Consider the following 22,346-nt stretch of genomic DNA (forward strand, 5'->3'; position numbering starts at 1 on the left):
CCGCCGACTTCCTGCGCAGAGCCTCGCGCGGTTGCCCCGGCGACCGTTCTTCACGAAGTGCCACCGGGCCTGGCAGCCGATCGCCAAGCTGTACACCGTGAATGGAGCTACCAGCAGCACGGTTCTCGCCCTGATCGGCGTCCTCCTGGGGACCACCGGGACGCTCGTGGGGCAGCACCTGACGACACGCGCCGAAGCGCGACGGGACCGACAGCACCGCACGGACGCGGAGCGGGCCGAACGGAAGGAGGCGATCCTGAGCTTCCTGGCCGCGGCGCAGCAGGTCGAGTTGGTGCTGGATCGCCGGAGCCTCGGCATGCCGGCTTCGGAGGACCCCGAGGACCGGAAGCTGCATGACCTGTGGCTGGCCAAGAAGGCCGTCGAGCTGGTCTGCTCGCACACGGCGAGTCGGGCCGCACACGAGTACACCACGGCCCTCCACGAGCACCTGCGGAACACCGTCTCACCCGAACGGCCCACCAAGCGCGATTGCCGGCACGCATTCGTGGAATCGGCCCGAGCGGAGCTGGGGGGCGGCCCGTTGGGAATTCTCCGCTGACGCCCGCACCGACCGGGAACACGGCGCCCGGAGGTCCCGGATGCGCCGCGGGTTGGCGTGGTACGGGCGTCAGGGCGTCAGGGCGTCGGGGCGTCAGGGCGCCGCTTCGAAGGCCAGGATCGTCCACGCCACGCCCGGCCGACCGTGAAGATCCGTGCGGGCGATGCGGTGGACGGGGTGCAGGCCGTTGGCGGTGGCCTGGGTGACCGTCTCCTCCGGTGGGACGTCGAACATCCGGCGGCCGGGCGGTACCGGGCCGTGGCGCAGCGAGAGGATCATCCGGCCGCCGGGGGCGAGCAAGCGGGCCAGCGAGGCCATCGCGGGCGGGCGTTCGGCGGGGGCGAGGTGCATCCAGACGGCCGTCAGGAGGACGAGGTCGAAGCGCTCCGCGCCGAGCGAGGGCAACTCCGGGAGGGCGTCGGAGATCCACCTGACGCCGGATTCCCCGTGCAACTCCTGGCCGATGCACCGGAGTTCGGGCGTGGGTTCGGCGGCGACCACCGGGTGGCCGAGGGCGGCGAGGGCCGCCGCGTCGCGGCCGGTGCCGGCGCCGACGTCGAGGACGGCGGCGGGCGGCGCGGGGAAGAGGTGGAGCAGCTCACGGTGCACCTCGGCGAACGTGACGCTCTCGTACTGGACGGCCAGCGCCCGCGCCTCGGCACCGTAACCCGCCGTGCCGGCCGGCCCGTTCACAACGCGCCCCGCATGATCACCGCGTCGCCCGCCGCAGCCGCGTCCGCGAAGAAGTCCCGCAGCTCCCGCAGGTCGGCGACCACCTCGGCGGCGAGGGTCTCGGACCACGGCGTCGCGAAGCCGAGCGCGACGACGGTCCGCGCGAGCAGCGAGTCCTGCTGGCGGACCAGCTCGCCGAGGGCCGAGCCCCGCAGGAACACCGAGGCGGCGGCGACCTGTTCGGGGCGCAGCACGAGCACGTCGGGCTCCCCGGCCGGGCGCGGTACGCCGCCGTGGAGGGGCAGGCGGGCCGCCGGGTCGGGGTGCAGGCCGTTCTCGGTGAGGGCGAGCGCCATCAGCCGCGCGGTGCGCCGTACGGCCAGGGCCAGCCCGGCGGCCGTCAGCTCGGCGAAGCCCGCGTCGTACCGGGAGGGGACGAGCGCGCCGAGTTCGGTCGGCGAGCTGGTGTCCACGGCCTGCCCGGGCAGGCGCCGCCAGAAGTGGTCGCTCACCCGAACAGCCTAGCGCCGACGGATCATGTCAGGGGGAGGGCCCGGGACGGGTTCAGGCCTCGCCGGGGTGCCAGGCGGGCCACTCCCACGGGCGGTCGGCCCAGTGGACGCGCTCGGGGTCGTGGGGGTCGACGTCGGGGAACAGCTGGTGGATCCGGGGCTCGAACTCCTCGGGAGCCAGCGGCTCCCAGCCGTGGCCCTCGAAGTGGACCAGCCGGTAGCGGCTGTCGGTGCGGAACTCCGCGACATCGACCAGGTGGCCGGACGTGCTGTTGGTCTCCATGCCCCCAATATGTGGCGCGATGGCAATCCGCGCCCGTCCGGAACCCTCTTCCGGGTCATGTCCGGGCTTCGGCGCGCCCGTTGGGCCCGGTGGCTCGTTGAGCACGAAGCACGCCACGAACCGGGGGGTACCGGACGCAGGAGGACATCGACATGACAGGGCAGCCCAGCGGCGGGCAGTGGCAGTGGCCGCAGCAGGCCTGGCAGCCACCGCCGGTCCCCGCCCCGCCGCCGACCGGGCCCGCCTACACGTCCGTCCCCCCGCCGCCGGGCGACGCAACGCCGCTGCCGGCGCCCGCCCCGAAGCGGTCACGGAGGACGTGGGCGGCCGCGGCGCTGGGGACGGTGGCGCTGATGGCGTCCGTGCTGGCGATGTGCGGGCCGGGGGCGGGCGACGAGGTGTCCGTGGTGGCCGTGCCGCAGGCGGCCTCGCCGTCCGCGCCCCTCCCGGCGACGCCGCACCTGCTGCCGGTCTCGCCGTCCCCGGTGACGCCGGCGCCGTCCCCGCTGCCCGCACCGACCCCCGCGGGCGGCGAGTCGGCGAATGCGGGCGGCGCCGGGACCACCGCGGAGGAGGAGCCGGCGGCGACGGAACACGCCTCGGTCCCGCACCCGAAGTCGAGCCGAGCCCCGCACGCGACGCCCCACCCGGGCCCCGCCCCGGCGGCCTCCCCCGCCGGACGGGCCGGCCCGCCGGGGACGCCCCCGACCCAGGGCCCGGGCTCCCTCTGCGACCAGGCCGAACGCCTCGGCCGCTGGCCCGCCGACTCGGAGCAGGCCCGCCTCTGCCGGAGCATCTACGGCTAGCCGGTCGGCTCGACGGGGTCGCGGGTGTGCAGCGGGGAAGACCAAGGCCACCGGGCGATGCGGGACTTGGACTCCTCACGGCCGCTTCCCCGAGTGCGGAGCGACGACCTCGCTCAGCGCGGCCACCTGCCGTCCAGTGCTGCCACCAGGTGGGGCAGGGCACCGTCGGCCGCGATGAGGGCCACGTGGTCGTGGAAGTCCCGGCTGTGGGTGATCAGGCCGTCCCGGACCCGCAGGACCTGGATGTTGGCGGCCTCGAAGGTCCGTCCGGTCGGCCGGTGGTGCACTCGGTAGTCCCATTCGGCGACGATCAGCTCCGGGTCGTCGGTCTGCCGGATCACGACGTTGGCCGGGGTCAGCTCGACGGGACTGCTCGCGGCGACCTGCGCGAACCGCTCCGCGAGTGCGGTCCGCCCCTCGGTGCGGCGCGGTCCGACCGGTTCGAAAACGGTCTCCACCACGGCGTCCTCCGCGTAGAGCCCGGCCAGTTCGGAGTAGCGGCCTGCGGCCATGCCGTCGAGCAGCTTCGTGAAGACCTCGCGCGGTGACAGCGTTTCGGGCATGGTCGGCCTCCGTCGACTATTCGTCACTAGAATCGGACTGGAGAGTCCGTTTTCAACGATACGGACTGGGCGCTCCGGTTGTCCAGCGCGGCGGCGCCCGGGATCGATCGCCCCCGGGCCGGCCCCGTCTGCGTCCGCAGCACGCGGGGCCGGCCCGCCCCCACCGCACGTCGCGCCCAGCACCCAGCCGTCAGGCCGGGCCCAGCAGTGCCCTGTCCAGCCGTGGCGCCAGCACGCGCGCCAGCGTGTCGGTGATGTGGCCGGTGTCGCGGTACAGGACCACGCCCTCCAGGACCGCCGGGCAGTCGGGGCCGCTGCCCGGACAGAGGAGCGGGCCGACGTCCACCACCCGGACGCCGTACCGCGCCGCCACGCCGCCGTCGAGCATCGGGTCGGGCTCGAAGGCGGTGGTCCGGGGGAAGAAGCAGGCGTCGGAGCGGCCGTCGGAGGCGGCGAGGCAGGTGGGAACGTCCTTGCCGGCCATCGGGGTGTCGCCGAGGTAGGCGAGGGGGGCGCCCGTCGCGGCGAGGCGGTCGAGGGTGCGGCTCCAGCCGCGGGCGCGTTCGTCCTGGCTGCCGTAGCGATTGAGGCCGGCCATGAGGATCAGGCGTGGCCTGGGGCCGGTGGCGAGCCGGGTGAGGGTGTTCTCGCGCCAGCGGTCGCACTCGTCGAACGTCCGGCCGAGGACGTCGTTGCGCACGGTGAGGGTGGCCAGCGGGCAACCGGGTTTGACGAGGACCTCCAGGGCCCAGTGCCGCTGTCCGGCGATGGCGATGCCGGCCGAGATCCACTGACCGGCGTGCGAGTCGCCGAGCAGGACGATGCGGTCGGGGCTGTTCTCGTCGCCGAACAGGCAGCGCGGGCTGGTGTCGGCGTTGAGCGGGATCTCGCAGCCCTTGCCGGGCGGGAAGTCGGCGCGGGCGCGCGCGAGCGACGGCGTGAGCCCGGTGAGGCGCGTGCCGGGGGCGAGCAGGCCGGGCCCGTCGACGGCGCCGGCCGGGGCGACGGTCGGCGCGTCGGCGGCGCCGAGGGCGCGGACGGTGCCGCCGCCGAGGGTGAGGCCGGCGATCAGCGGGATGACGAGCGCACTGGCACCGACGGCGAGGCCTCGGCGCGGGACCGGGCTGCTGCCGTAGCGCAAGGGGTGTTCGACGAACCGCAGGGTGAGCCAGGCGGGCAGGGCGGCGGCGGCGACGAGGGCGAGCTGGACGGGCCAGGACAGCGTGCCGTACCGGGCCTGGGCGATGGTCAGCACCGGCCAGTGCCACAGGTACCACGCGTACGAGAGGCGCCCGGCGGCGCGCAGCGGGCGGGCGGCGAGGAGCCTTCCGGCGTCCGGGGCACCGCCCGGGCCGGCGAGGAGGACGGCGGCCGTGCCGAGGACGGGCAGCAGGGCGGCGGTGCCGGGGAAGGGCGTGGTGTGGTCGTACAGGAGGACCGGTGCGACGACGGCCGCGAGGCCGCCCCACCCGACGATCCGCAGTGCCCACCCGCCCCGGCCGAGCACCCCGCCGAGCAGGGCCGCGAGCGCCCCGGCCGCGAACTCCCAGAGCCGGCCGGCCGTGGAGAAGTACGCGAGCGGCGCCGACGTCTGCGTCCACCGGATGCACAGCACCAATGAGGCGGCGCCGACGCCCGCCGTCACGAGGAGGGTGGCGGCGGTGCGGCGGTGCCCGTGGAGGTAGCGGGCGAGGCCGAGCAGCAGGACGCCCCACAGGAGGTAGAACTGGTTCTCGACGCCGAGCGACCAGAAGTGCTGGAGCGGGCTCGGGTCACGCCCGGCGGCGAGGTAGTCGGTCTGCTGGCCGACGAACCGCCAGTTGGCGTACTGCCCGGCGGCGGAGATCAGGTCGCGGGCCAGGTCGGTGCCGCGCAGCGGGTCGAGCAGGACGCCGCCGGCGACGGCGGTGGCGACGAGCACGACGGCCGCGGCGGGCAGGATGCGGCGGGCGCGGCGGGCGAGGAAGTCGACGAGGCCGATCGGACGGGCGGACGAACTGCCGGCCAACAGGCCGGTGATGAGGAATCCGGAGATGACGAAGAAGACGTCGACGCCGACGTAGCCGCCGGTGAGGCCGGGCACGGCGGCGTGGTAGGCGAGGACGGACAGGACGGCGACGCCGCGCAGGCCCTCGACGTCGGGACGGAAGGCGGCACGCTTGTGCGGCGCGCCGGCGACAGGAACGGGAACGGGAACGGGAGCGGCGGGTCGCTCGACCCGGACGACGCCGGGAAGCAGGGACGCGGAGGCGGACGAGGTCGGCGGTTCGGCGCTCGCCGGTGGTACGGCCGTCGGCACGGCGGGACTCCTTGCTGGGCAGGCAGCGGTGATCGGGGGCCGCCGGGCCGATGGGGCGGCCGGGCGGCGGGTCCGCGCCGGTGGGGCGACGCGCAAGGAAGGGGAGGAGGGGATGGCGCGGGTCAGAAGACCAGCGGGTCGGCCCAGCCGGACGCCAGCAGGCCGCAGAGCAGCAGCACGGCGGTGACGGCGACGGCCTCGGCCCGGCCGAAGCCCGGGTCGGTGCGGCGCCGCGCGGGCGGGGCGACGTCGGCGACGGCGGCTCCGTTGCCGCCGCGCAGCAGGGGCCACAGGGCCCTGACGAGCGGGATGATCGTGTACGCGGTGAGCGCGAGGAGCGCGGTCAGCGCCCAGTACGGCCGCCAGCCGTGTTCCGCGACGGCGCGGACGAGTCCGGCGGCGCCCGCGAGGACGACGAGCCCGAGCCAGCCGACGCCGATCCGGGCGACGGTCCGGGCGAGCGAACCGCCGCGCGACACGGCGCCGGTGGGCACCCAGTCGGCGCTGCGGCGGCGCAGCGCGTGCGCGATGGCGACCACGTGGCAGAGCCCGCCGAGGAGTTGGACGCGGGTGACCTCGAAGCGCCAGCGGGTGCGGGACATCGCGGGCAGCAGGACGATCGCGACCCAGATCGGCGGCAGGAAGGGCAGGACCTGCCAGGGTTCGATGTCGTCCGGGGCGAAGAACAGCATGATCAGGGCGGGCAGCGGCACGGCGAAGACGTTCACCGCGCTCGTCACGTAGCCGAGGATGCCGTTCCAGAAGCAGAGCCGGGCGGAGCGGGGCAGCGGTCCCCGGCGGAAGTCCGGGTCGCGGACGAGGGCCAGGGAGCCGAGGCACCAGCGGTACTGCTGGCTGATGAAGGCGGGCAGGCCGGTGGGCGACATGCCCTTGGCGACCAGGGCGGGCACGTACCGGGTGGTCCACCCGGCGCGGGCGAGCGAGAGGCCGGTGTAGAGGTCCTCGCTGTGGTCGGTCTCGGCGAAGCCGCCGACGCGCATCAGTGCGGCGCGGCGGTAGAGGGCGTTGGTGCCGCAGCAGACGGTGCCGTCCTGCGCGTCCCGGGAGGGCTGGATCCAGCGGTAGAAGATCTCCTGGGTGGCTCCGGCGGCGCGTTCGAGCCAGGACATGTCGGCGTCCGTGTCGAAGCACTGCGGGCTCTGCACGATGCCGACCTCGGGGGTGTCGAGGTAGGGCACCAGGTGGTGCAGGAAGTCGGGGCGCGGGCAGAAGTCGGCGTCGAGGACGGCGATGATCTCGCCGTCGCCCTCGGCGAGGCCGTGGTTGAGGTTGCCGGCCTTCTTGAACCGGCCGCGGTCGGGCCGGGCGCGGTACCGGAAGCCGTAGGACTCGGCGAGTTCGCGCACCTCGGGGCGGGCGGCGTCGTCGAGGACGATCACGGTGAGTTCGCCGGGCCAGTGGACGGCGGCGGTGTGCCGGTAGGCGTTGTCGAGGACGGCCAGCGGCTCGCCGGCGGTGGGCAGCAGCAGGTCGACGCCGGGGTGGCGGGCGGGCCGCCAGGCGCGGATCAGCAGGTCGTGCGAGTCGCGCGTGTAGCGGCGGGCGCGCTGGCCGTCGGTGAGCGAGAGCAGCCAGGTGGCCGCGTTGAGGACGGTGAGGAGCAGGAAGGGCCAGAGCAGCGGCCGGCTCAGGGCGAACAGACCGAGGGTGGCGGTGGCTCCGGCGTAGGAGAGCGTGGCGCAGAGCGGTACCCAGCGGCGTTGCGGGCCGAAGTACCAGTAGAGCTCGTCGTCGCCGGGCGGAGCGGGCATTCGGTGGTTGTCGGGGCGGAAAGGGTCGTCGGGCCGGCCCGGACCGGGTGTCCGGCGCGGGCCGGTGTCGGGCGCGGGCATGGCGGTGCCATGGAGTACGGGCATGCGGAATTGGCCCCCTGGGAGTGGGACGGAACGTCGGCCGTTCGATCCCAGGGTCTCACATTGGCCTAGACCAATCATGAACGAGGTATGACATCTCCGCATCGGGGCTGGTCAGCGACTTTGACGGAGCATCACCCGCGGACCACCTTCCAGGGATGACGGATCCGACCACGAGAAGACGCCCCCGGCGCGCCTCGTGGGCGACGTCCGGGGGCGTCGGGACCGCGACCGCTCCAGGGGGCGGGCCTAGATCTCCTTCGTCAGCGTCTCGAAGCGCAGGTCCTCGCGGCGCGGGATGCCGAAGCGCTCGTCGCCGTACGGGAACGGGGTGTAGACGCCGGTCCGGCGGTAGCCGCGGCGCTCGTACCAGGCGATGAGGTCGGCGCGCTGCTCGATCACCTTCATCTCCAGCACCGTGACGCCCCACTCCTCCCCCGCGAGCCGCTCCGCCTCGGCCAGCACGGACCGGCCGAGGCCGCCGCCCTGGAGGCCGGGGCGCACCGAGAACATGCCGAAGTAGGCGTGGCCGGCGTGGCGTTCCAGCTGGCAGCAGGCGAGGAGTTCGCCGTCCCGCTCGGCGACCAGGACGACGCCCTCGGGGTGGCCGACCGCCTCGGCGACGGCGTCGGCGTCGGTGCGCCGCCCGTCCAGCAGGTCGGCCTCGGTGGTCCAGCCGGTGCGGCTGGAGTCGCCGCGGTAGGCGGACTCGACGAGGGCGACGAGCGCGGGCACGTCGGCGGCGGTCGCCGGGCGGAAGACGGGCGGGTGAACGGTCTCGGTCATGGGGGCGGTCCTTCCGCTTGCTCTGGCCTGTCGCGATCGTCCCAGGTGGGGCGGCCTTGCGGGCATCGTGTCACAGCTGCGCGGACCCCTGACCGGCAGGCCCGGGCGAACCACGGACGACGGCGGGGAGGCGCACGGGCAACGGGCGGACGGCCGGGGCGCGCGGTGTCGGACCGCCACACGTGACAGCGGTTGGGGGTGGGGCCCGGGTGTCTGGTCTTCCTGGCGGGTGCATGGCTACTCTGCTCCCCGGCCGGGCCGACTCCCGGCCGCCCCGGACCCGTTGGGCCGTCAAGCACCGGACCAGAGGAGTGTTCATGTCCAGCACTTCCCGCTCCGCCCGCCCCACCGGCACCACCAGACCCGTCCCCACCCGCCGCCGCACCGCACTGGCCGCGCTCGCCGCGACGGTCGCGCTGGTCACGGCCGCCGCCGCACCGGCGTACGCGGACGATCCCGCCCCCGTCGGCGCCTCGACCGAACTCCCGCACCCCGAAATCGACTTCGCCGGCTCCACGATCGCCGCCCACGAGGGCGGCACCGCGGACCGGTCCGCGATCCGCCCGTTCGCCGTCACCCAGACCGCCGGCATGGACGTCTCCAGCTGGCAGGGCAGCGTCGACTGGGCCACGGCCGCCGCCGACGGCGCCGACTTCGCCTACGTCAAGGCGACCGAGGGCACCACGTACCGGAACCCGTCCTTCGCGCAGCAGTACAACGGCTCCTACAACGCCGGACTCATCCGCGGCGCCTACCACTTCGCGCTGCCGAACCGCTCCTCGGGCGCCGTCCAGGCCAACTTCCTGGTGGACAACGGCGGCGGCTGGTCCGCCGACGGGGTCACGCTGCCGCCCGCGCTCGACATCGAGTACAACCCGTACGGCGCGACCTGCTACGGGCTGAGCCAGGGCGCCATGGTCGCCTGGATCCACGACTTCAGCGACACCGTCCTCGCCCGCACCGGCCGCTACCCGACGATCTACACCTCGACCAACTGGTGGTCCCGATGCACCGGAAACAACGGTGATTTCGGCGCCACCAACCCCCTCTGGATCGCCCGCTACTCCAGTTCGCCCGGCACCCTGCCGAACGGCTGGGCCTACCAGACCATCTGGCAGTACGCCTCCTCCGGCACCTTCCCCGGCGACCAGGACCTCTTCAACGGCGCCTACGACCGCCTCCAGGCCCTCGCCGCCGGCTGACGCGAGCAAGGCCGGGCAGGACGCGACGAAGGGAGCCCCCGGCGAAAGTCCGGGGGCTCCCCTCCACCGTGCTCAGCGCGGGTCGACGAGGTCCTGGGCGAAGACCGTGCCGAGCGGCTCTGGGCCCACGTACTGCTGGCAGTTGCACTGGCGCGGCTCGAACTGCACCGGCCGGCGCTCGGCGTCCCACGCGGTGGGCGCCTCGACCTCCTCGTGGCAGCGGCCCTGCTTGTCGTGCTTGGCCAGGTGGTGCGTACAGCCGCAGACCGGCTCGGGCGGGCGCTTGGCCGCCTCCAGTGCGGCCTGCTGGCGGTCGGCCGCCTCCAGCAGCTCCAGCTTGCGCTCGTGCCGCGTCTTCAGCGCCCGGCGGGCGTTGTTCGCGACGTACCCGCCGCCGTACAGCACTGCCGGCACGATCCACCACGCGATGTCGAACATCGGCCCATCCCCCGTCGTCCCCGAAATCCCCCCTTGCGGGGTTCCGGCGCACATCGTACGCCTGACCTGCGATGGAGGATCCATCGAGGACTCGGGTCAGCGGATGACGGGAAGCACCGCGACGTCCGAACGGCCCGACGCCGCCTCGATGAACGCGACCGGGTCGGCCACCTCGGCGAGCAGCGCGCGGACCGCGTGCAGGGCCGCGTCGGCGGGCGGCGGGCCACCGACGGCGGCGATCAGGTCGAGCAGGTGGACGGTCGCCTCCATGAGCGCCACCTCGGCCAGCGCGCCGATCCGCACGGTGCCGAGGAGCGGGTGGGCGGCGACGGTGTCCGGCGAGAGGTCCGCGAAGCCGGCCAGCGCGGCCGGGCCCTCGACCTCGAAGCGGGCGATCAGCCCGGCCGGGTCCGTCCCGGCGGCGGTCTGCTTCGCGGCGTCGGCGACCTGGCCGGCGGCGGTGTGCGCGAGACCGCCCGGCTGGTTGAAGAAGCGCAGGACGTCGGCGGCCGTCTCCACCTTCGCCGGGCCGTCGACGATGGCGGAGCGCAGCTGCGTGAACGATTCGGCGCTGGGGGCGACGTGCGCGAACAGGTCCAGGACCGTCCACTCCGGCAGCCGGGTCCGCCGGGCCCACGTCTCGGCGTCCAGCCCCTTGCCGCGTTCCGCCCAGGAGAGCCAGGCCTCGGCCAACAGATCGTTCGCGTGGGCGATGTGACGGGCCATTCGGTCTCCTCCGGGAAGGGGCGCGGACAACGTGCGTCCACCGTAACCGAACGGCCCGGAAAACCGTTTGCCGGCCCGGCACTTGAGGGCCCACGATCGGGGCATGACCAGGACCTCCGCCCGCCCGCTGCCGCCGACCTCCGCCGCCCGCCCGGCCCGGGTCCAGCAGCAGCGCCGCCACCTCCGGAGGCCCGACCGCGCCCGCGCGTGAGCGCCGAGCTCGTCCCGGGGCTCCTCGCCGGCTACGGCATCGCCGTCCCGGTCGGGGCCGTCGGGGCCTACCTCGTGGCGCTCACCGCCCGCGCCGGGCTGCGCACCGGGGCCTGCGCGGCCCTCGGCGTGGCCACGGCCGACGGGCTGTACGCGCTGCTCGCAGCCGTCGGCGGGGCCGGGCTGGCGCCGCTGCTCACGCCGCTCGCCGGGCCGCTGCGGATCGCCTCGGCGCTGGTGCTGCTCGCCCTCGCCGTCCGGACGGCCGTCGCCGCGCTCCGCGCCGGGCTCCGGACCGGGCAGGCCGTGGCGGCCGCACCGCCCGGGCCCGCCCGCGCCTACCTCGCGCTGCTCGGCATCACGCTGATGAACCCGCTCACCGTGCTCTACTTCGCCGCACTCGTCCTCGGCCGGCAGGGCACGGCTCCGGGCGGGGCGCCGGACGCGGCCGGGCGGGCGGTCTTCGTCGCCGCCGCGTTCGCGGCCTCCGCCAGCTGGCAGCTCCTGCTCGCCACCGGCGGGGCCCTGCTGGGCCGGGCGCTCACCGGCCCGCGCGCCCGGCTGCTCACGGCGCTCGCCTCCGCGGCGGTGATCGGCGGGCTGGCGGTGCGCCTGTTCGCCGGTATGCCCGGCTCACCCTGATTCGGGGTAGTCCATCCGATTCGGTCGCACATTTACCTTGTATCCTGGATTCGTATCCCCTGGACATCCCTCGGTATCCCGCACCGCGGAGGAGTTCGGACATGGCCGAGCAGGACGACACCGGGCCGGACGGTCCCGGGCCGGACGACACCGGTCGGGCCGGCCCCGCACACGAAGGTCCCGCACCCGGCGGCCCCGAGAAGCGAGCACGTCTGAACCGTCCGCTGGTGCTCCGCACGGCCGTCGCGCTCGTCGACCGCGAGGGGCTCGCGGCGCTCACCATGCGGCGCCTGGCCGGGGAGCTCGGCGTCGAGTCCATGGCCCTCTACCGCTACACCCCCGGCAAGGAGGCCCTGCTCGACGGACTGATCGAGGCCTACTTCGCCGAGGTCAACGAGCGCCTGCGCAGCTCCGCGCAGGCCCCGGAGGCCGCCTGGCGCGCCGAACTGCACCGCATCGCGCGGACGTTCGCCGCCGTCGCGCACGCCCACCCCGAGATCCTGCCGCTCGTCGCCACCCGCCCGCTCGCCGTGCCGATGACCCGCCGGCCCGCGTCCGTGCTCGACCTGACCGAACACATCCTCGCCGTCCTCGACCGGGCCGGCTTCGACGACTCCACCGCCCTCACCGTCTACCGCGCCTTCGTCGCCTGGAGCCTCGGCTGCATGCTCGTCGACAAGCGCCAGGTCGTCGACAACGAGGCCGAGCCGGACCCGGCGCTGCGCCTGGGCCTGCACCGGCTGCCCGCCGCCGACTACCCCCGGCTGCGCGCCCTGGTGCCCCGGCTCGCGGACTTCGACGACGAGGCGGAGCTGCTGGCCGGCCTGGACAGCCTGCTCGACCGGATGCCCCCGGCCCCGCTTGACGGGTTCTACGGCGGCGGCGCATCCTGAGGATACGAGGTACACGTCGGACATATCCCCCGCGCCCGAAAGAGGCCGCCATGATGTCCGCCGTTCCCAACGAACCACTCCCCAACGACATCCTCCGCGTCCGCGTCACCGCCAGGGACGTGGACACCCTGCGCGCGCTCCTGCACGAGGTCCGCCCGGACACGGGCGGCAGCCCGAGCATCGCCCCCGACGGCAGCGCCGGCATCGACGCGTACGTCCCCGAGGAACGGATCCCCACCCTCGAACGCGAGGGCGTCACGGTCGTCAGGATCGCGAACGCCAGCGCCAAGGGCCGGGCCGCCCAGGCCGAGGTCGGCGCCGGCAACCGGTTCGCCGAAGGCGCCGTGCCGCGCGGCCTGGCCGCCAAGCTCCCCCGCTGACCAGGGAGGAGAGCCGTCATGCCGTACCTGAACATCGTCGAGGTCGAGTCCGCGCTGGAGAACCTCGCCACCGCGTACCCGGGCCTCGCCCAACTCATCGACCTGCCCGAGACCTCCGTCGAGAACCGGACGATCCGCGCGCTGAAGATCGGCGCCGCGGCGCCCTTCCCCAAGGACGCCGTCGTCATGCTCGGCGGTGTGCACGCCCGGGAGTGGGGCAGCTGCGAGATCCTCGTGCACCTCGCCGCCGACCTGCTGGAGGCCCACCAGAACGGCACCGGCCTCGGCTACGGCGGCGCGACCTACAGCGCCGCCGAGGTGAGCGGGCTGCTCCAGCGCCTGGACCTGGTGCTCCTCCCCCTCGTCAACCCCGACGGCCGGCTCTACAGCCAGACCGTCCAGCCGATGTGGCGCAAGAACCGCAACCCGGCCCACGGCGGCGGGAACCCGGCCCCCGGCTGCGTCGGCGTCGACCTCAACCGCAACTACGACTTCCTCTTCGACTTCACCACCGCCTTCTCACCGGCCGCCCACCCCCAGGTGTCGGCCAGCCCGTGCGATCCGATGGTCTACGCGGGCCCGCACGCGTTCTCCGAGCCGGAGACCCGCAACGTCCGCTGGCTGCTCGACCAGTACCCGCGCACCGGCTGGCTGATCGACGTGCACAGCTACTCGCAGGACATGCTCTACAACTGGGGTGACGACGACAACCAGTCGGACAACCCCGCGATGAACTTCCAGAACGCGACGTTCGACCACAGGCGGGGCGTCCCGAACGACCTCGACTACGCCGAGTACATCGACAAGGGCGACGTCGACAACGAGGTGCTGCTCGCCGAGCGGTTCTGCCAGGGCGTCGCCGGCGTCCGCGGAATCGCCTACACGCCGAAGACCGGGTTCCACCTCTACCCGACCAGCGGGACCAGCGACGACTACGCGTACGCGCGGCACCTCGTCGACCCGCGGAAGGGCAGGGTGCTCGGGTTCACCGTGGAGTGGGGAACGGAGTTCCACCCGAAGTGGGCGGAGATGGAGAAGATCATCCTCGACGTGGACGCGGGCCTCGTGGCGTTCTGCCTGGCCACCGCGTGAACCCCCGAACCGTGAAAACCCCTGAACCATAGTGCCCGACAGCGGAGCGCCCGCCACGACCGGTCGTGGCGGGCGCTCCGACCCGTGGGCTCAGGCTCCGACTCGCGGACTCAAGCTCCGGCTCGTGGGCTCAGGCGGCCCGGTGGAAGAAGAACGGGTCGATCGACACCGGCACCCCGGGGGTGCCGTCGACGTCGACCAGTTGGTGGGTGGTGAAGTCGGCGTTGCGCTGGTACGTCACGCCCACCGGGAAGTTGGCGTTGTCGGGGGTGTTGTTGCCCGAGAAGACGCCGTAGAAATCGGCGCCGACCGCGAGCAGCCGGATGTAGTCGCCCAGGTAGGGAAGGCTGACGGCCTGGGGCACGTCGGCGGGGGCCTGGTGGAGCACGGTGGTCTCCGGCTCGCTCTTCCAGCTGTCGGCGGTCGTCTCCAGGATCGTCGTCCACTGGTTGTCGGCGAACTTCTGGTAGGCCAGGCCGATCAGACCCTCGGAGTTGACGGCCAGCGCCGGGTTCTTGACGTCGGTGAGGTCGTCGCGCGTCCGCCTCCAGTTCTGGCCGCGGTCGGTCGAGCGCTGGACGTGCAGGGTGTTGTCGGTGCCCTTCGGGCCGCCGACCCGGTCGCACCAGGCGATCCACACGTTGTTCGCGTCCGTCGGGTCGACCGCGATCGTCAGGTCGCCGCCCATGCGCTCCTGGCCCATGCTGCCGCCGAACACCACGAAGCGGCCGGTCGCCACCCGCTGCCCGGGGCTGCCGTCAGTGGAGTCGACGAGGTCCTGGAACGGGCTCGCCCCGGCGGCCGCCTTGTCGTCGCGGGTCACCACGACGTCGAAGGTGACGTTCGAGACCTGCCGGCTGACGGCCTTGTCGGTCGTCCAGCTCTCGAACGCCGCGTAGACCGTGCCGTCGGGGTGCAGGGCCAGCCTGACCGGCGGACCGTCCTGCTGCGCCGGAGTGCGATGCTCGATGCCGACGGGCGCGAAGCCGGCCGACCCGGGAGCCGTCCTGGCGTCGCCCGAGACGTCGACGGTGGCCGACCTCGGGCTCGGCGGGTCGTGCGCGAAGTCGTTGTTGCCGATGAAGACGCGGTCGTGATCGCCGCCGTTTCCCGCGACGGTGTCGGCGATGACCCAGGGCTGGTCCACCGGATCCCGGTTGACGAGCACCTTCATCGGCGCGGTCGAGGTGATCGACGACGTGCGGAGGATCTGCAGGATGGTCCTGTCCTGGAGGAAGGCGGCCACACCGTTCAGGATCCCCGCGTACAGGGTGCCACCCCGGTCCGCGAAGGCCACGGTGATGTCGCCGGTGCCGAACGCGTGCCCCTGGATGACCCCTCCGCCCGGGACGATCGTGTTCAGCGACCAGCTGCTGCCGCCGTCCGTGGACACGTACACCGGCGCGAACCGGCCGCCCATCGGGTCGGAGGTGAAGGCGGTCGCCACCATCTCGGTGGGCTTCTCGGGATTGACCGCGAGGAACGGCTCGGAGTCCTGCTCGGACTCACCGCTCAGGGCCTTGGGGGTGATGTTGACGACCTTGAACCTGGGCATGCCGGCTCACATCCCTTCGCGCAGCGCGGCGAGCCGGTGCGCCGGCTGGTAGTCGTCGGCGTCCCGCAGCGCGTACGGCGCCAGCTCCCGCCGGTCGCCCTCCGTGGCGTGCAGGATCCACAGCCCCGCCTGGCCGGCCCTGGGCTTCGGAACGTGGTTCCAGTGGCGGTCGCGGCTGTTGGGGTACAGCACGGAGACGCTGTCGGCGGTGATCGCACCGCTCTCCACGTGCTGGACGTCCAGGGTGGCGCGCCACCAGTCGGGGTCGTGCTCGGAGTAGTGGCCGGAACCGTCGATCCGCTCCAGCCCGGCCACCGTGCCGAGGAGCACGGCGTCGGCCTCGCGGGCGTGCACGGCGAGGTCCTGCCGGTGGATCTCGCGCAGCACGGCGGAGAAGGGCTGTTCGTCGGCGCTCGTGGCCGCGAGGGCGACGTGCGGGCGGACGGCGTGGGCGGGCAGGCGGCCGACCTCGGAGACGGCGAGGCCACTGCCGTAGAACAGGCCCTCGGTGAAGAAGGCGGCCGAGTCGCCGACCGCGAGCGGGGCGGCGTCGGCGCGCAGTTGCACGGTGACCCGGCTGCCGGCGAGCCGCCGGAACGCGTCGGGTGCGTGCAGGACGTGGTCGACCTTGACGACGGCGGTGTGCTCGTCGGCCGCCAGGCCGGGGAGCGGGGTGCCGCCGATGCGGGTGACCGTACCGAGGAAGCTCATCGGGGAGCGCCGGACGAGGTCGGTGATCTCGCCGGGCGGCACCGCGGGGGCTCCGGACGTCGTGGGATCGGTCATGGCGATCCTCCTTGGGCGGCGCGGTCAGTGCGCGGCGCGGGCGGCGGACGGGTGCGTCCGGCGCCACTCGGTCCGCGCGCCGAGGGCGCAGGCGGCGGTGACGGCCGCGGCGAGCGCGACGACGAGCCACTCGGCGGCTCCGCTGCCGGCGTCCGGGTCGACGCCGAGCAGGGTCTCGATCCACTGCGGCCACACCAGGGTGATCAGGAACAGCAGCCCGGAGAGGCTGCCGAGGGCGCTCTCCAGCCAGAAGCGGGGCCGGACCCGGCTCTCGCGACGGACTGGTTCGAGGGGTTGGAAGGGCATCACTGCACCTCCCCTTCTCCAGACCGGAACGCCCGGACCGCTCGGGGCGCGGTGCACGACCGCGCCGGGACGGCCCGGGGCGGGGTCTGCTAGGGGATCTCGCGGGGTTCTTGCTGGGAGTTCTCGCTCGGTTCCGGAGTGTCACGACCGCTTGGGAGTTCGCCGGGCGGGGCGCGGCGCGGTGTCGGGCCCGCGCGCTCCGGGCGGCGATGTACACCTGCGGCGTACACCTACGAGGCACACGTACTTCGTATACGAGTCTGCTCGCTGCGGGGAGCCCGGTCAAGGCCGGGCGGGGCCGGGACCGGCGGGATCGGCGCTCAGACCCGCGCGCCGAGCATCCGCAGCACCAACTCGCCGTAACGGCGCCCGAGTTCCTCCGGCGTCTCGGTGCTGCGGTCGGTGTACCAGCGGGACACGTCGATGCCGAGCGAGGTGACCGCGCGAGCGGCCGTGCGCACCTCGGAGACCGTGAAGGCGCCCGCTGCGACGCCCTCCTCGATCAGTGCGCTCACCTCGCGCTCGATGTCCAGTCGCAGCGCCGCGACGACGGCGTACGCGTCCTCGGGCAGCGCGTGCAGCTCGTAGTTGACCACCCGGCCGACCATCCGGCCCCGCGCGTGCCAGGCGCTGAACTCCTCGACCAGCCGCCGCATCCGCTCGGCCGGCTCCTCCTCGCCCGCCGCCGCCCGCCGGACCAGCGCCAGCGTCGCGGCGTGCCCGGCCTGGCTGATCTCGGCGAGCAGCGCGGCCTTGGACGGGTAGTGGATGTACAGCGCGGCCGGGCTCATCCCCGCGGCGGTCGCGATGTCGCGGGTGGTGGTGGCGTGGAAGCCGCGCTCGGCGAAGGACTCGACGGCGGCCTGGAGCAGCCGGTACGCCGCCTCGGGGCGGGAGTCGGTGCCGCCGGGCGGGGCGGGCCAGAGGTCGGCGATGGGCGTGCTGGTCATGGCGTCATCCTCGCATCATCCTCACCGGGAACTCGTACGCCCATTCGCGCCGACCGCCGGACGGCCCGGGCCGAGCCGCAGCCGCCCCGGACGGCCCGGGCGGGCTGTTGACAGGCTCCCCCACCGACACCATGCTGAGCAAGCGCTTAGTCAGCGCTCTTCCCATCCCTGATCCTCACCCCTGATCCTCGACGTCCGAACCTCACGTCGAACCGCGCGAAAGGCAGGACCCTCCGTGGTGCACTCCTTCAAGGGCAAGGTGGCCGTCGTCACCGGATCGAGCCGGGGCATCGGCCTCGGGATCGCTCGCGAGCTGGTCGCCCGCGGGGCCAAGGTCTGCCTGACCGCCCGCAATCCCGAGCCGCTCGCCGAGGCCGTCCGCGACCTGGGCGGGCCGGAGAACGCGATCGCCGTCGCCGGCAAATCCGACGACCCGGCCCACCAGGAGGAGGCCGTCGCCCGCACCCTGGAGGCCTTCGGGCGGCTCGACCACCTCGTCAACAACACCGGGATCAACCCGGTCTACGGACCGGTGCTGACCACCGACGAGGACGCCGCCGCCAAGATCCTCGCCGTCAACGTGCTCGCTCCGCTCGCCTGGACCCGCCGGGTGCACGCCGCGTGGATGGGCGAGCACGGCGGATCGATCGTCAACGTCGCCTCCGTCGCGGGCATCCGCGCCTCGCTCGGCATCGGCATGTACGGCGTCAGCAAGGCCGCGCTGATCCGGCTCACCGCGGAGCTCGGCGCCGAGCTCGGCCCGCAGGGGATCCGGGTCAACGCCGTCGCCCCCGCCGTCGTCAAGACGAAGTTCGCCGAGGCCCTGTACGAGGGCCGCGAGGAGAAGGTCGCCGCCAAGTACCCGCTGGGCCGCCTCGGCGTGCCGGAGGACGTCGCCGGCGCCGTCGCCTTCCTGCTCTCCCCCGACGCCGGGTGGATCACCGGCCAGACCGTCGTCCTGGACGGCGGCGTGACGCTGGGCGGTGGGATGTGAGCCCCCTCGACGGGCCGGGCTTCACCGGACAGGGCGTCGTGGTCACCGGCGCCGGACGCGGCATCGGCGCCGCTCTCGCGACGGCGTTCGCCGCCGCCGGTGCGCGCGTCGTGGTCAACGACCTGGACGCGGACGCCGCCGGCGCCGTCGCCGCCCGGATCCGGGGCACCGCGCTGCCCGGCGACGCCGCCTCCGCCGACGGGCTCGCCGAGCTGGTCGGGCGGGCCGCGGAGGCGCTCGGCGAGATCGACGTCTGGTGCGCCAACGCGGGCGTCGCCCCGATCGGCGGCGCCGACGCGCCCGCCGCGGCCTGGGCCAGCGCGTGGGAGGTCAACGTCCTCGCCCACGTGCGGGCCGCCGACCTGCTGCTCCCCCGCTGGCTGGAGCGCGGCCGGGGCCGGTTCCTCGCCACCGTCTCCGCCGCGGGCCTGCTCAGCATGCTCGGCTCGGCCCCGTACGCCGTCACGAAGCACGGCGCGCTCGCCTTCGCCGAGTGGCTCTCCGCGACCTACCGCCACCGCGGCATCCGGGTCCACGCGCTCTGCCCGCAGGGCGTGCGCACCGACATGCTCGCCGGTACCGGCGCCGTCGGCGAGGCCCTGCTCGCACCGACCGCCCTCGCCCCCGAGGACGTCGCCGAGGCGGCCCTCACCGGCCTGCGCGAGGACCGCTTCCTGATCCTCCCGCACCCCGAGGTCGCCGAGTACTACCGCGCCCGCGCCACCGACCCGGACCGCTGGCTCGGGTCGATGAACCGGCTCCAGCAGGGACTCGAGAAGGGCGGCGCGCTGTGAGGGCCTGGCAGGTGGGCGAGCTCGGCGAGCCGCTCGGAGTGATGAAGCTGGTCGAGGACGTGCCCCGACCCGTGGCCGGGCCCGGCCAGTTGCTCGTCCGGGTGCGCGCGGCCGCCGTCAACTTCCCGGACGCGCTGATGGTCCGCGGCCAGTACCAGGTGCGTCCGCCGCTGCCGTTCACGCCCGGCGTCGAACTGTGCGGCGAGGTCGTGGCCGGCGCCCGGCGCGGCGAGCGGCTGATCGGCACCCCCGTGCTGCCGCACGGCGCGTTCGCCGAGTACGCGCTGCTCGACGCGGCCGCGGCGTTCCCCGCCCCCGAGGCGCTGGACGACGCCGAGGCGAGCGCGCTGCACATCGGCTACCAGACCGCCTGGTTCGCCCTGCACCGCCGGGCCCGGCTGCGCGCGGGCGAGACGCTGCTGGTGCACGCGGCGGCGGGCGGGGTCGGCAGCGCGGCGGTCCAGCTCGGCCGCGCCGCCGGGGCCCAGGTGATCGCCGTGGTCGGCGGCCCGGCCAAGGCGGAGGCGGCCCGCGCGCTCGGCGCGGACGTCGTCGTGGACCGGACGACCGAGGACTTCGTCGCCGTCGTGAAGCAGGCGACGGACGGCCGTGGCGCCGACGTCGTCTTCGACCCGGTCGGCGGCGACGCCTTCACCGGCTCGACGAAGTGCATCGCCTTCGAGGGCCGGATCGTCGTGGTCGGCTTCGCCGCCGGGCAGATCCCGGCGCCCGCGCTCAACCACGCCCTGGTGAAGAACTACGCGATCCTGGGCCTGCACTGGGGCCTCTACAACACGCACGCCCCGCAGACCGTCCAGGCCGCGCACGAGGAGCTCACCGAGCTGACCAAGACGGGCGTGGTCCGCCCCCTGGTCAGCGCCCGCCTCCCACTCGCCTCGGCCGCGGAGGCCGTCCAGCGGGTGGCGGACGGGCTGAGCGTGGGGCGTCTGGTCGTGCTAGGCGACTGAGGTCCCGGCAATGACGTCCAGGGCCGGGCGGGGCGGGCGGCCGAGGAGGGCGGCGAGGTCGCCCGGGGCGCCCGGGCCGGCCAGGAACCCGTGGGCGATCGCCGAGTAGGTGCCCACCACCATCGGCACCTGGAAGTCCGGCGCGTCCGAGGCCGCCGCCGCCCTCGTCCCGGCGAGGGCGGCGGGGCGGTACTCGGCCCCGGTCGCCGCCGCGATGTCCGCGCCGCCGATCGCCCGCTCTCCCACCAGTTCGTACGTCCGGCCCGCGTGTCCGGCGGGTGCGAGGGCCACGGCGGCCGCCACCTCGGCGAGGTCCGCCCGGGCCACCGCCGCGAGCCCGCCGTCGCCGAGCGGCGCGGTGATCACCCCGTCCGCGTCCGGCGCGGCGATCGCGGCCAGGAACTCGGCGTAGAGCCCGTTGCGCAGCACCGTCCAGCGCAGGCTCGCGGACTCGCGCAGCCGTCGTTCCGTCCAGCGGTGCGCGAGCGCGTAGGGCAGGTGGTCGCCGTCGCCGGACAGGCTCGTGTACACGACGTGCTCGACGCCCGCTTCCTCGGCCGCCGCGATCGCCGCGCCGTGCCGGGCGATCACGACGTCGTCCTCGGCGGCGCCGGCCGAGATCAGCAGCAGGGTGCGGACGCCGGCGAAGGCCGTCTTCAGGGTCTCCGGCCAGTCGAAGTCGACGAGCCGGGCGGGGGTGCCGTCGGGCAGGTTCCCGGGCGTGCGGGAGCCCGCGATGACGCCCTCCCGCCCGCGCAGGCGCTCCAGCACGAGGGCGCCGAGGGCGCCGTTGACACCGGTGACGAGCAGCATGGGGTCCCTCCAGGGGATGATCGGCGTTGGCTTCGCGACCATCCTCGATAGCCTGGCCGCTCGGCGTAAGGAGGCACTTCCATGTCAGTAGGGCACACCGCGGTAACCGCCCCCCGTCCCGTGGTCTGGTGCGAGGACGGCGTGGACTGCGGGATCCGCGACCTGCTGGACCGCCTCGGCGACAAGTGGTCCGTCCTGACGATCGTCGAACTCGCCCAAGGCGTACGGCGGTTCCGCGAACTGCAGCGCGCACTGCCGGACATCTCCCAGCGGATGCTGACGCTGACGGTGCGCCGCCTGGAGCGCGACGGGATCGTCTCGCGGACCGTCCACCCGACCGTCCCGCCGCAGGTGGAGTACGAGCTGACGCCCCTCGGCCACAGCCTGACCCACCTGGTGCGGGCGATGGCGGACTGGTCCTACGACCACCACGACGCGATCGTCTCCTCGCGGGAGGAGTGGGACGCCGCCAATCCCGGCTCGGAGATCCGGTAGGAGCGGACGGGCCCTCGACGAGGCCCGTGCCTGCCCGGACGAACGTCACCGGTCCGCCGGCCGACCTGCGGACCGGTGACGTTCCCCGTCGGATGGGTCATGGCCCGGGGTTCACGGCAGGGGATCGACGAGGTAGCGCTGGATGGTGGGGGCGACGAGGTCGGTGACGGCGTCGGCGGGGAGGGTCGCGATTTCGCCGACCTGCCAGATGTAACGGTTCATCACCAGGCCGACGACCTGGGTGGCGATGAGGCTGGCGCGCAGGGCGCGCTCGGCATCGGGCAGGCCGTGGGAGACGACGGCCAGGACGAGTTCGGAGAACAGCTCCCGCAGGCGTTGCATCGCGGCGGGTTCCTGGGCCGCGGTCAGGATGATGGACCGCAGGACCTCGGCGGAGACCGGGTCCTCCCACATGCGGAGATTGGCGCGCACGAACGCGCGCCCCCGCTCGTCCAGGGGGTGCTGCGCCGCTTCGGCAACGGATGCCCCGAACCCCTCGGGGGGTTGCATGACGGCTTCGAGCAGCCCGGTCTTGCTGCGGAAGTAGTAGTGCACCAGCCCGGGGTCCACACCTGCCTCCTGGGCGACCGACCGCAGTGAGGTCGCGGCGTAGCCGCTGGCGGCGAAGGACCTGCGAGCAGCGGCGACGATCCTGTCCGCCTGCTCGCCGCGTTCCCCGCGGGGACCTCGCACACTCACGACACATCACCCTCCACGCCGGGCCGAAGGGGACCTCCCTTGCCGCTCG

General features: G+C 74.2%; 26 protein-coding genes. 11 read left to right on the plus strand and 15 right to left on the minus strand.

What is annotated here, in order from left to right:
- Nucleotides 1-31 precede the first annotated feature (31 nt).
- Nucleotides 32-559, plus strand: coding sequence for a hypothetical protein (locus AB0C76_RS08625; protein ID WP_359961710.1), 528 nt, complete (start codon nt 32-34; stop codon nt 557-559).
- A 93-nt stretch (nt 560-652) separates the two neighbouring features.
- Here AB0C76_RS08625 and AB0C76_RS08630 read toward each other — a convergent pair whose 3' ends face one another.
- The 3 genes from AB0C76_RS08630 to AB0C76_RS08640 are packed head-to-tail and all read right to left on the minus strand — an operon-like array spanning nt 653 to nt 2,026.
- Nucleotides 653-1,252: a class I SAM-dependent methyltransferase gene (locus AB0C76_RS08630; RefSeq protein ID WP_359961711.1), complete on the minus strand. Its 600-nt coding sequence runs from the start codon at nt 1,250-1,252 to the stop codon at nt 653-655.
- Nucleotides 1,249-1,743, minus strand: a complete 495-nt coding sequence (locus AB0C76_RS08635; RefSeq protein WP_359961715.1) for a hypothetical protein — start codon at nt 1,741-1,743, stop codon at nt 1,249-1,251. Before AB0C76_RS08635 ends, AB0C76_RS08630 begins: the two co-directional genes overlap by 4 nt.
- 52 nt (nt 1,744-1,795) lie before the next feature.
- Nucleotides 1,796-2,026, minus strand: a complete 231-nt coding sequence (locus AB0C76_RS08640; protein ID WP_359961718.1) for a hypothetical protein — start codon at nt 2,024-2,026, stop codon at nt 1,796-1,798.
- Between the two features lie 152 nt (nt 2,027-2,178).
- Here AB0C76_RS08640 and AB0C76_RS08645 point away from each other — a divergent pair, with 152 nt between their 5' ends.
- On the plus strand, nt 2,179-2,832 hold the full coding sequence (locus AB0C76_RS08645; RefSeq protein WP_359961721.1) for a hypothetical protein: 654 nt from the start codon (nt 2,179-2,181) through the stop codon (nt 2,830-2,832).
- Between the two features lie 113 nt (nt 2,833-2,945).
- Here the strand turns inward: AB0C76_RS08645 and AB0C76_RS08650 are convergent, their stop codons facing one another.
- The 4 genes from AB0C76_RS08650 to AB0C76_RS08665 all read right to left on the minus strand — a co-directional run bounded on the left by AB0C76_RS08650 (nt 2,946) and on the right by AB0C76_RS08665 (nt 8,354).
- Nucleotides 2,946-3,395 carry a nuclear transport factor 2 family protein gene (locus AB0C76_RS08650; RefSeq protein ID WP_359961723.1) on the minus strand — a complete coding sequence of 150 codons (450 nt, stop codon included), beginning with the start codon at nt 3,393-3,395 and terminating at the stop codon, nt 2,946-2,948.
- 190 nt (nt 3,396-3,585) lie between these two features.
- On the minus strand, nt 3,586-5,694 hold the full coding sequence (locus AB0C76_RS08655) for an acyltransferase family protein (RefSeq protein WP_359961726.1): 2,109 nt from the start codon (nt 5,692-5,694) through the stop codon (nt 3,586-3,588).
- Between the two features lie 122 nt (nt 5,695-5,816).
- Nucleotides 5,817-7,466, minus strand: a complete 1,650-nt coding sequence (locus AB0C76_RS08660; protein ID WP_359961729.1) for a cellulose synthase catalytic subunit — start codon at nt 7,464-7,466, stop codon at nt 5,817-5,819.
- Between the two features lie 351 nt (nt 7,467-7,817).
- Nucleotides 7,818-8,354 carry a GNAT family N-acetyltransferase gene (locus tag AB0C76_RS08665; protein WP_359961732.1) on the minus strand — a complete coding sequence of 179 codons (537 nt, stop codon included), beginning with the start codon at nt 8,352-8,354 and terminating at the stop codon, nt 7,818-7,820.
- A gap of 317 nt (nt 8,355-8,671) precedes the next feature.
- Here AB0C76_RS08665 and AB0C76_RS08670 point away from each other — a divergent pair, with 317 nt between their 5' ends.
- Nucleotides 8,672-9,556: a lysozyme gene (locus tag AB0C76_RS08670; protein WP_359961734.1), complete on the plus strand. Its 885-nt coding sequence runs from the start codon at nt 8,672-8,674 to the stop codon at nt 9,554-9,556.
- 72 nt (nt 9,557-9,628) lie between these two features.
- Here the strand turns inward: AB0C76_RS08670 and AB0C76_RS08675 are convergent, their stop codons facing one another.
- Together AB0C76_RS08675 and AB0C76_RS08680 are read right to left on the minus strand one after the other, a co-directional pair.
- Entirely contained in the window at nt 9,629-9,994 is a 366-nt protein-coding gene (locus AB0C76_RS08675) for a hypothetical protein (protein ID WP_359961737.1), read from the minus strand.
- Between the two features lie 96 nt (nt 9,995-10,090).
- Nucleotides 10,091-10,720, minus strand: a complete 630-nt coding sequence (locus AB0C76_RS08680; RefSeq protein ID WP_359961740.1) for a maleylpyruvate isomerase N-terminal domain-containing protein — start codon at nt 10,718-10,720, stop codon at nt 10,091-10,093.
- 207 nt (nt 10,721-10,927) lie between these two features.
- Here AB0C76_RS08680 and AB0C76_RS08685 point away from each other — a divergent pair, with 207 nt between their 5' ends.
- From AB0C76_RS08685 to AB0C76_RS08700, 4 genes are all read left to right on the plus strand, one after another.
- On the plus strand, nt 10,928-11,572 hold the full coding sequence (locus tag AB0C76_RS08685; RefSeq protein ID WP_359961742.1) for a LysE family transporter: 645 nt from the start codon (nt 10,928-10,930) through the stop codon (nt 11,570-11,572).
- Between the two features lie 101 nt (nt 11,573-11,673).
- Nucleotides 11,674-12,465, plus strand: a complete 792-nt coding sequence (locus AB0C76_RS08690) for a TetR/AcrR family transcriptional regulator C-terminal domain-containing protein (protein ID WP_359961745.1) — start codon at nt 11,674-11,676, stop codon at nt 12,463-12,465.
- Nucleotides 12,466-12,515: 50 nt separating this feature from the next.
- Nucleotides 12,516-12,845: a hypothetical protein gene (locus tag AB0C76_RS08695; protein WP_359961748.1), complete on the plus strand. Its 330-nt coding sequence runs from the start codon at nt 12,516-12,518 to the stop codon at nt 12,843-12,845.
- 18 nt (nt 12,846-12,863) lie between these two features.
- Complete coding sequence (locus AB0C76_RS08700; RefSeq protein WP_359961751.1) at nt 12,864-13,937, plus strand: M14 family metallopeptidase; 1,074 nt, start codon at nt 12,864-12,866, stop codon at nt 13,935-13,937.
- Between the two features lie 130 nt (nt 13,938-14,067).
- Here AB0C76_RS08700 and AB0C76_RS08705 read toward each other — a convergent pair whose 3' ends face one another.
- From AB0C76_RS08705 to AB0C76_RS08720, 4 genes are all read right to left on the minus strand, one after another.
- Nucleotides 14,068-15,492 carry a hypothetical protein gene (locus tag AB0C76_RS08705; RefSeq protein WP_359961754.1) on the minus strand — a complete coding sequence of 475 codons (1,425 nt, stop codon included), beginning with the start codon at nt 15,490-15,492 and terminating at the stop codon, nt 14,068-14,070.
- A 6-nt stretch (nt 15,493-15,498) separates the two neighbouring features.
- Nucleotides 15,499-16,278 carry a hypothetical protein gene (locus tag AB0C76_RS08710; protein ID WP_359961756.1) on the minus strand — a complete coding sequence of 260 codons (780 nt, stop codon included), beginning with the start codon at nt 16,276-16,278 and terminating at the stop codon, nt 15,499-15,501.
- Between the two features lie 24 nt (nt 16,279-16,302).
- Nucleotides 16,303-16,584, minus strand: coding sequence for an ABC transporter permease (locus AB0C76_RS08715; RefSeq protein ID WP_359961758.1), 282 nt, complete (start codon nt 16,582-16,584; stop codon nt 16,303-16,305).
- 320 nt (nt 16,585-16,904) lie between these two features.
- Nucleotides 16,905-17,534: a TetR/AcrR family transcriptional regulator gene (locus AB0C76_RS08720; RefSeq protein WP_359961761.1), complete on the minus strand. Its 630-nt coding sequence runs from the start codon at nt 17,532-17,534 to the stop codon at nt 16,905-16,907.
- A 235-nt stretch (nt 17,535-17,769) separates the two neighbouring features.
- On the opposite strand from AB0C76_RS08720, the gene AB0C76_RS08725 reads away from it, so the two are divergent.
- From AB0C76_RS08725 to AB0C76_RS08735, 3 genes are read left to right on the plus strand one after another with little or no spacing between them, the layout of a single operon-like run.
- Entirely contained in the window at nt 17,770-18,528 is a 759-nt protein-coding gene (locus AB0C76_RS08725; RefSeq protein ID WP_359961764.1) for an SDR family oxidoreductase, read from the plus strand.
- On the plus strand, nt 18,525-19,322 hold the full coding sequence (locus AB0C76_RS08730; RefSeq protein ID WP_359961767.1) for an SDR family oxidoreductase: 798 nt from the start codon (nt 18,525-18,527) through the stop codon (nt 19,320-19,322). The genes AB0C76_RS08725 and AB0C76_RS08730 overlap by 4 nt, the downstream gene beginning before the upstream one ends.
- Nucleotides 19,319-20,290, plus strand: coding sequence for an NADPH:quinone oxidoreductase family protein (locus tag AB0C76_RS08735; protein ID WP_359961770.1), 972 nt, complete (start codon nt 19,319-19,321; stop codon nt 20,288-20,290). Before AB0C76_RS08730 ends, AB0C76_RS08735 begins: the two co-directional genes overlap by 4 nt.
- Here AB0C76_RS08735 and AB0C76_RS08740 read toward each other — a convergent pair.
- Nucleotides 20,279-21,103 carry an NAD(P)H-binding protein gene (locus tag AB0C76_RS08740; protein ID WP_359961772.1) on the minus strand — a complete coding sequence of 275 codons (825 nt, stop codon included), beginning with the start codon at nt 21,101-21,103 and terminating at the stop codon, nt 20,279-20,281. The two genes, AB0C76_RS08735 and AB0C76_RS08740, sit on opposite strands and share 12 nt — an antisense overlap.
- An 81-nt stretch (nt 21,104-21,184) precedes the next feature.
- Here AB0C76_RS08740 and AB0C76_RS08745 point away from each other — a divergent pair, with 81 nt between their 5' ends.
- Nucleotides 21,185-21,598: a helix-turn-helix domain-containing protein gene (locus tag AB0C76_RS08745; protein WP_359961774.1), complete on the plus strand. Its 414-nt coding sequence runs from the start codon at nt 21,185-21,187 to the stop codon at nt 21,596-21,598.
- Between the two features lie 111 nt (nt 21,599-21,709).
- Here AB0C76_RS08745 and AB0C76_RS08750 read toward each other — a convergent pair whose 3' ends face one another.
- Nucleotides 21,710-22,297, minus strand: a complete 588-nt coding sequence (locus tag AB0C76_RS08750) for a TetR family transcriptional regulator (RefSeq protein ID WP_359961777.1) — start codon at nt 22,295-22,297, stop codon at nt 21,710-21,712.
- Nucleotides 22,298-22,346: the final 49 nt, after the last annotated feature.

The sequence above is a fragment of the Kitasatospora sp. NPDC048722 genome (assembly GCF_040650235.1).
Taxonomy (GTDB): domain Bacteria; phylum Actinomycetota; class Actinomycetes; order Streptomycetales; family Streptomycetaceae; genus Kitasatospora.

Coding starts and splice junctions, on each gene's coding strand:
- AB0C76_RS08640 (WP_359961718.1), bottom strand. CDS start 2,026: ATGGAGACCAACAGCACGTCCGGCCACCTGGTCGATGTCGCGGAGTTC.
- AB0C76_RS08645 (WP_359961721.1), top strand. CDS start 2,179: ATGACAGGGCAGCCCAGCGGCGGGCAGTGGCAGTGGCCGCAGCAGGCC.
- AB0C76_RS08650 (WP_359961723.1), bottom strand. CDS start 3,395: ATGCCCGAAACGCTGTCACCGCGCGAGGTCTTCACGAAGCTGCTCGAC.
- AB0C76_RS08660 (WP_359961729.1), bottom strand. CDS start 7,466: ATGCCCGCTCCGCCCGGCGACGACGAGCTCTACTGGTACTTCGGCCCG.
- AB0C76_RS08665 (WP_359961732.1), bottom strand. CDS start 8,354: ATGACCGAGACCGTTCACCCGCCCGTCTTCCGCCCGGCGACCGCCGCC.
- AB0C76_RS08670 (WP_359961734.1), top strand. CDS start 8,672: ATGTCCAGCACTTCCCGCTCCGCCCGCCCCACCGGCACCACCAGACCC.
- AB0C76_RS08675 (WP_359961737.1), bottom strand. CDS start 9,994: ATGTTCGACATCGCGTGGTGGATCGTGCCGGCAGTGCTGTACGGCGGC.
- AB0C76_RS08680 (WP_359961740.1), bottom strand. CDS start 10,720: ATGGCCCGTCACATCGCCCACGCGAACGATCTGTTGGCCGAGGCCTGG.
- AB0C76_RS08690 (WP_359961745.1), top strand. CDS start 11,674: ATGGCCGAGCAGGACGACACCGGGCCGGACGGTCCCGGGCCGGACGAC.
- AB0C76_RS08695 (WP_359961748.1), top strand. CDS start 12,516: ATGATGTCCGCCGTTCCCAACGAACCACTCCCCAACGACATCCTCCGC.
- AB0C76_RS08700 (WP_359961751.1), top strand. CDS start 12,864: ATGCCGTACCTGAACATCGTCGAGGTCGAGTCCGCGCTGGAGAACCTC.
- AB0C76_RS08705 (WP_359961754.1), bottom strand. CDS start 15,492: ATGCCCAGGTTCAAGGTCGTCAACATCACCCCCAAGGCCCTGAGCGGT.
- AB0C76_RS08710 (WP_359961756.1), bottom strand. CDS start 16,278: ATGACCGATCCCACGACGTCCGGAGCCCCCGCGGTGCCGCCCGGCGAG.
- AB0C76_RS08715 (WP_359961758.1), bottom strand. CDS start 16,584: ATGCCCTTCCAACCCCTCGAACCAGTCCGTCGCGAGAGCCGGGTCCGG.
- AB0C76_RS08720 (WP_359961761.1), bottom strand. CDS start 17,534: ATGACCAGCACGCCCATCGCCGACCTCTGGCCCGCCCCGCCCGGCGGC.
- AB0C76_RS08740 (WP_359961772.1), bottom strand. CDS start 21,103: ATGCTGCTCGTCACCGGTGTCAACGGCGCCCTCGGCGCCCTCGTGCTG.
- AB0C76_RS08745 (WP_359961774.1), top strand. CDS start 21,185: ATGTCAGTAGGGCACACCGCGGTAACCGCCCCCCGTCCCGTGGTCTGG.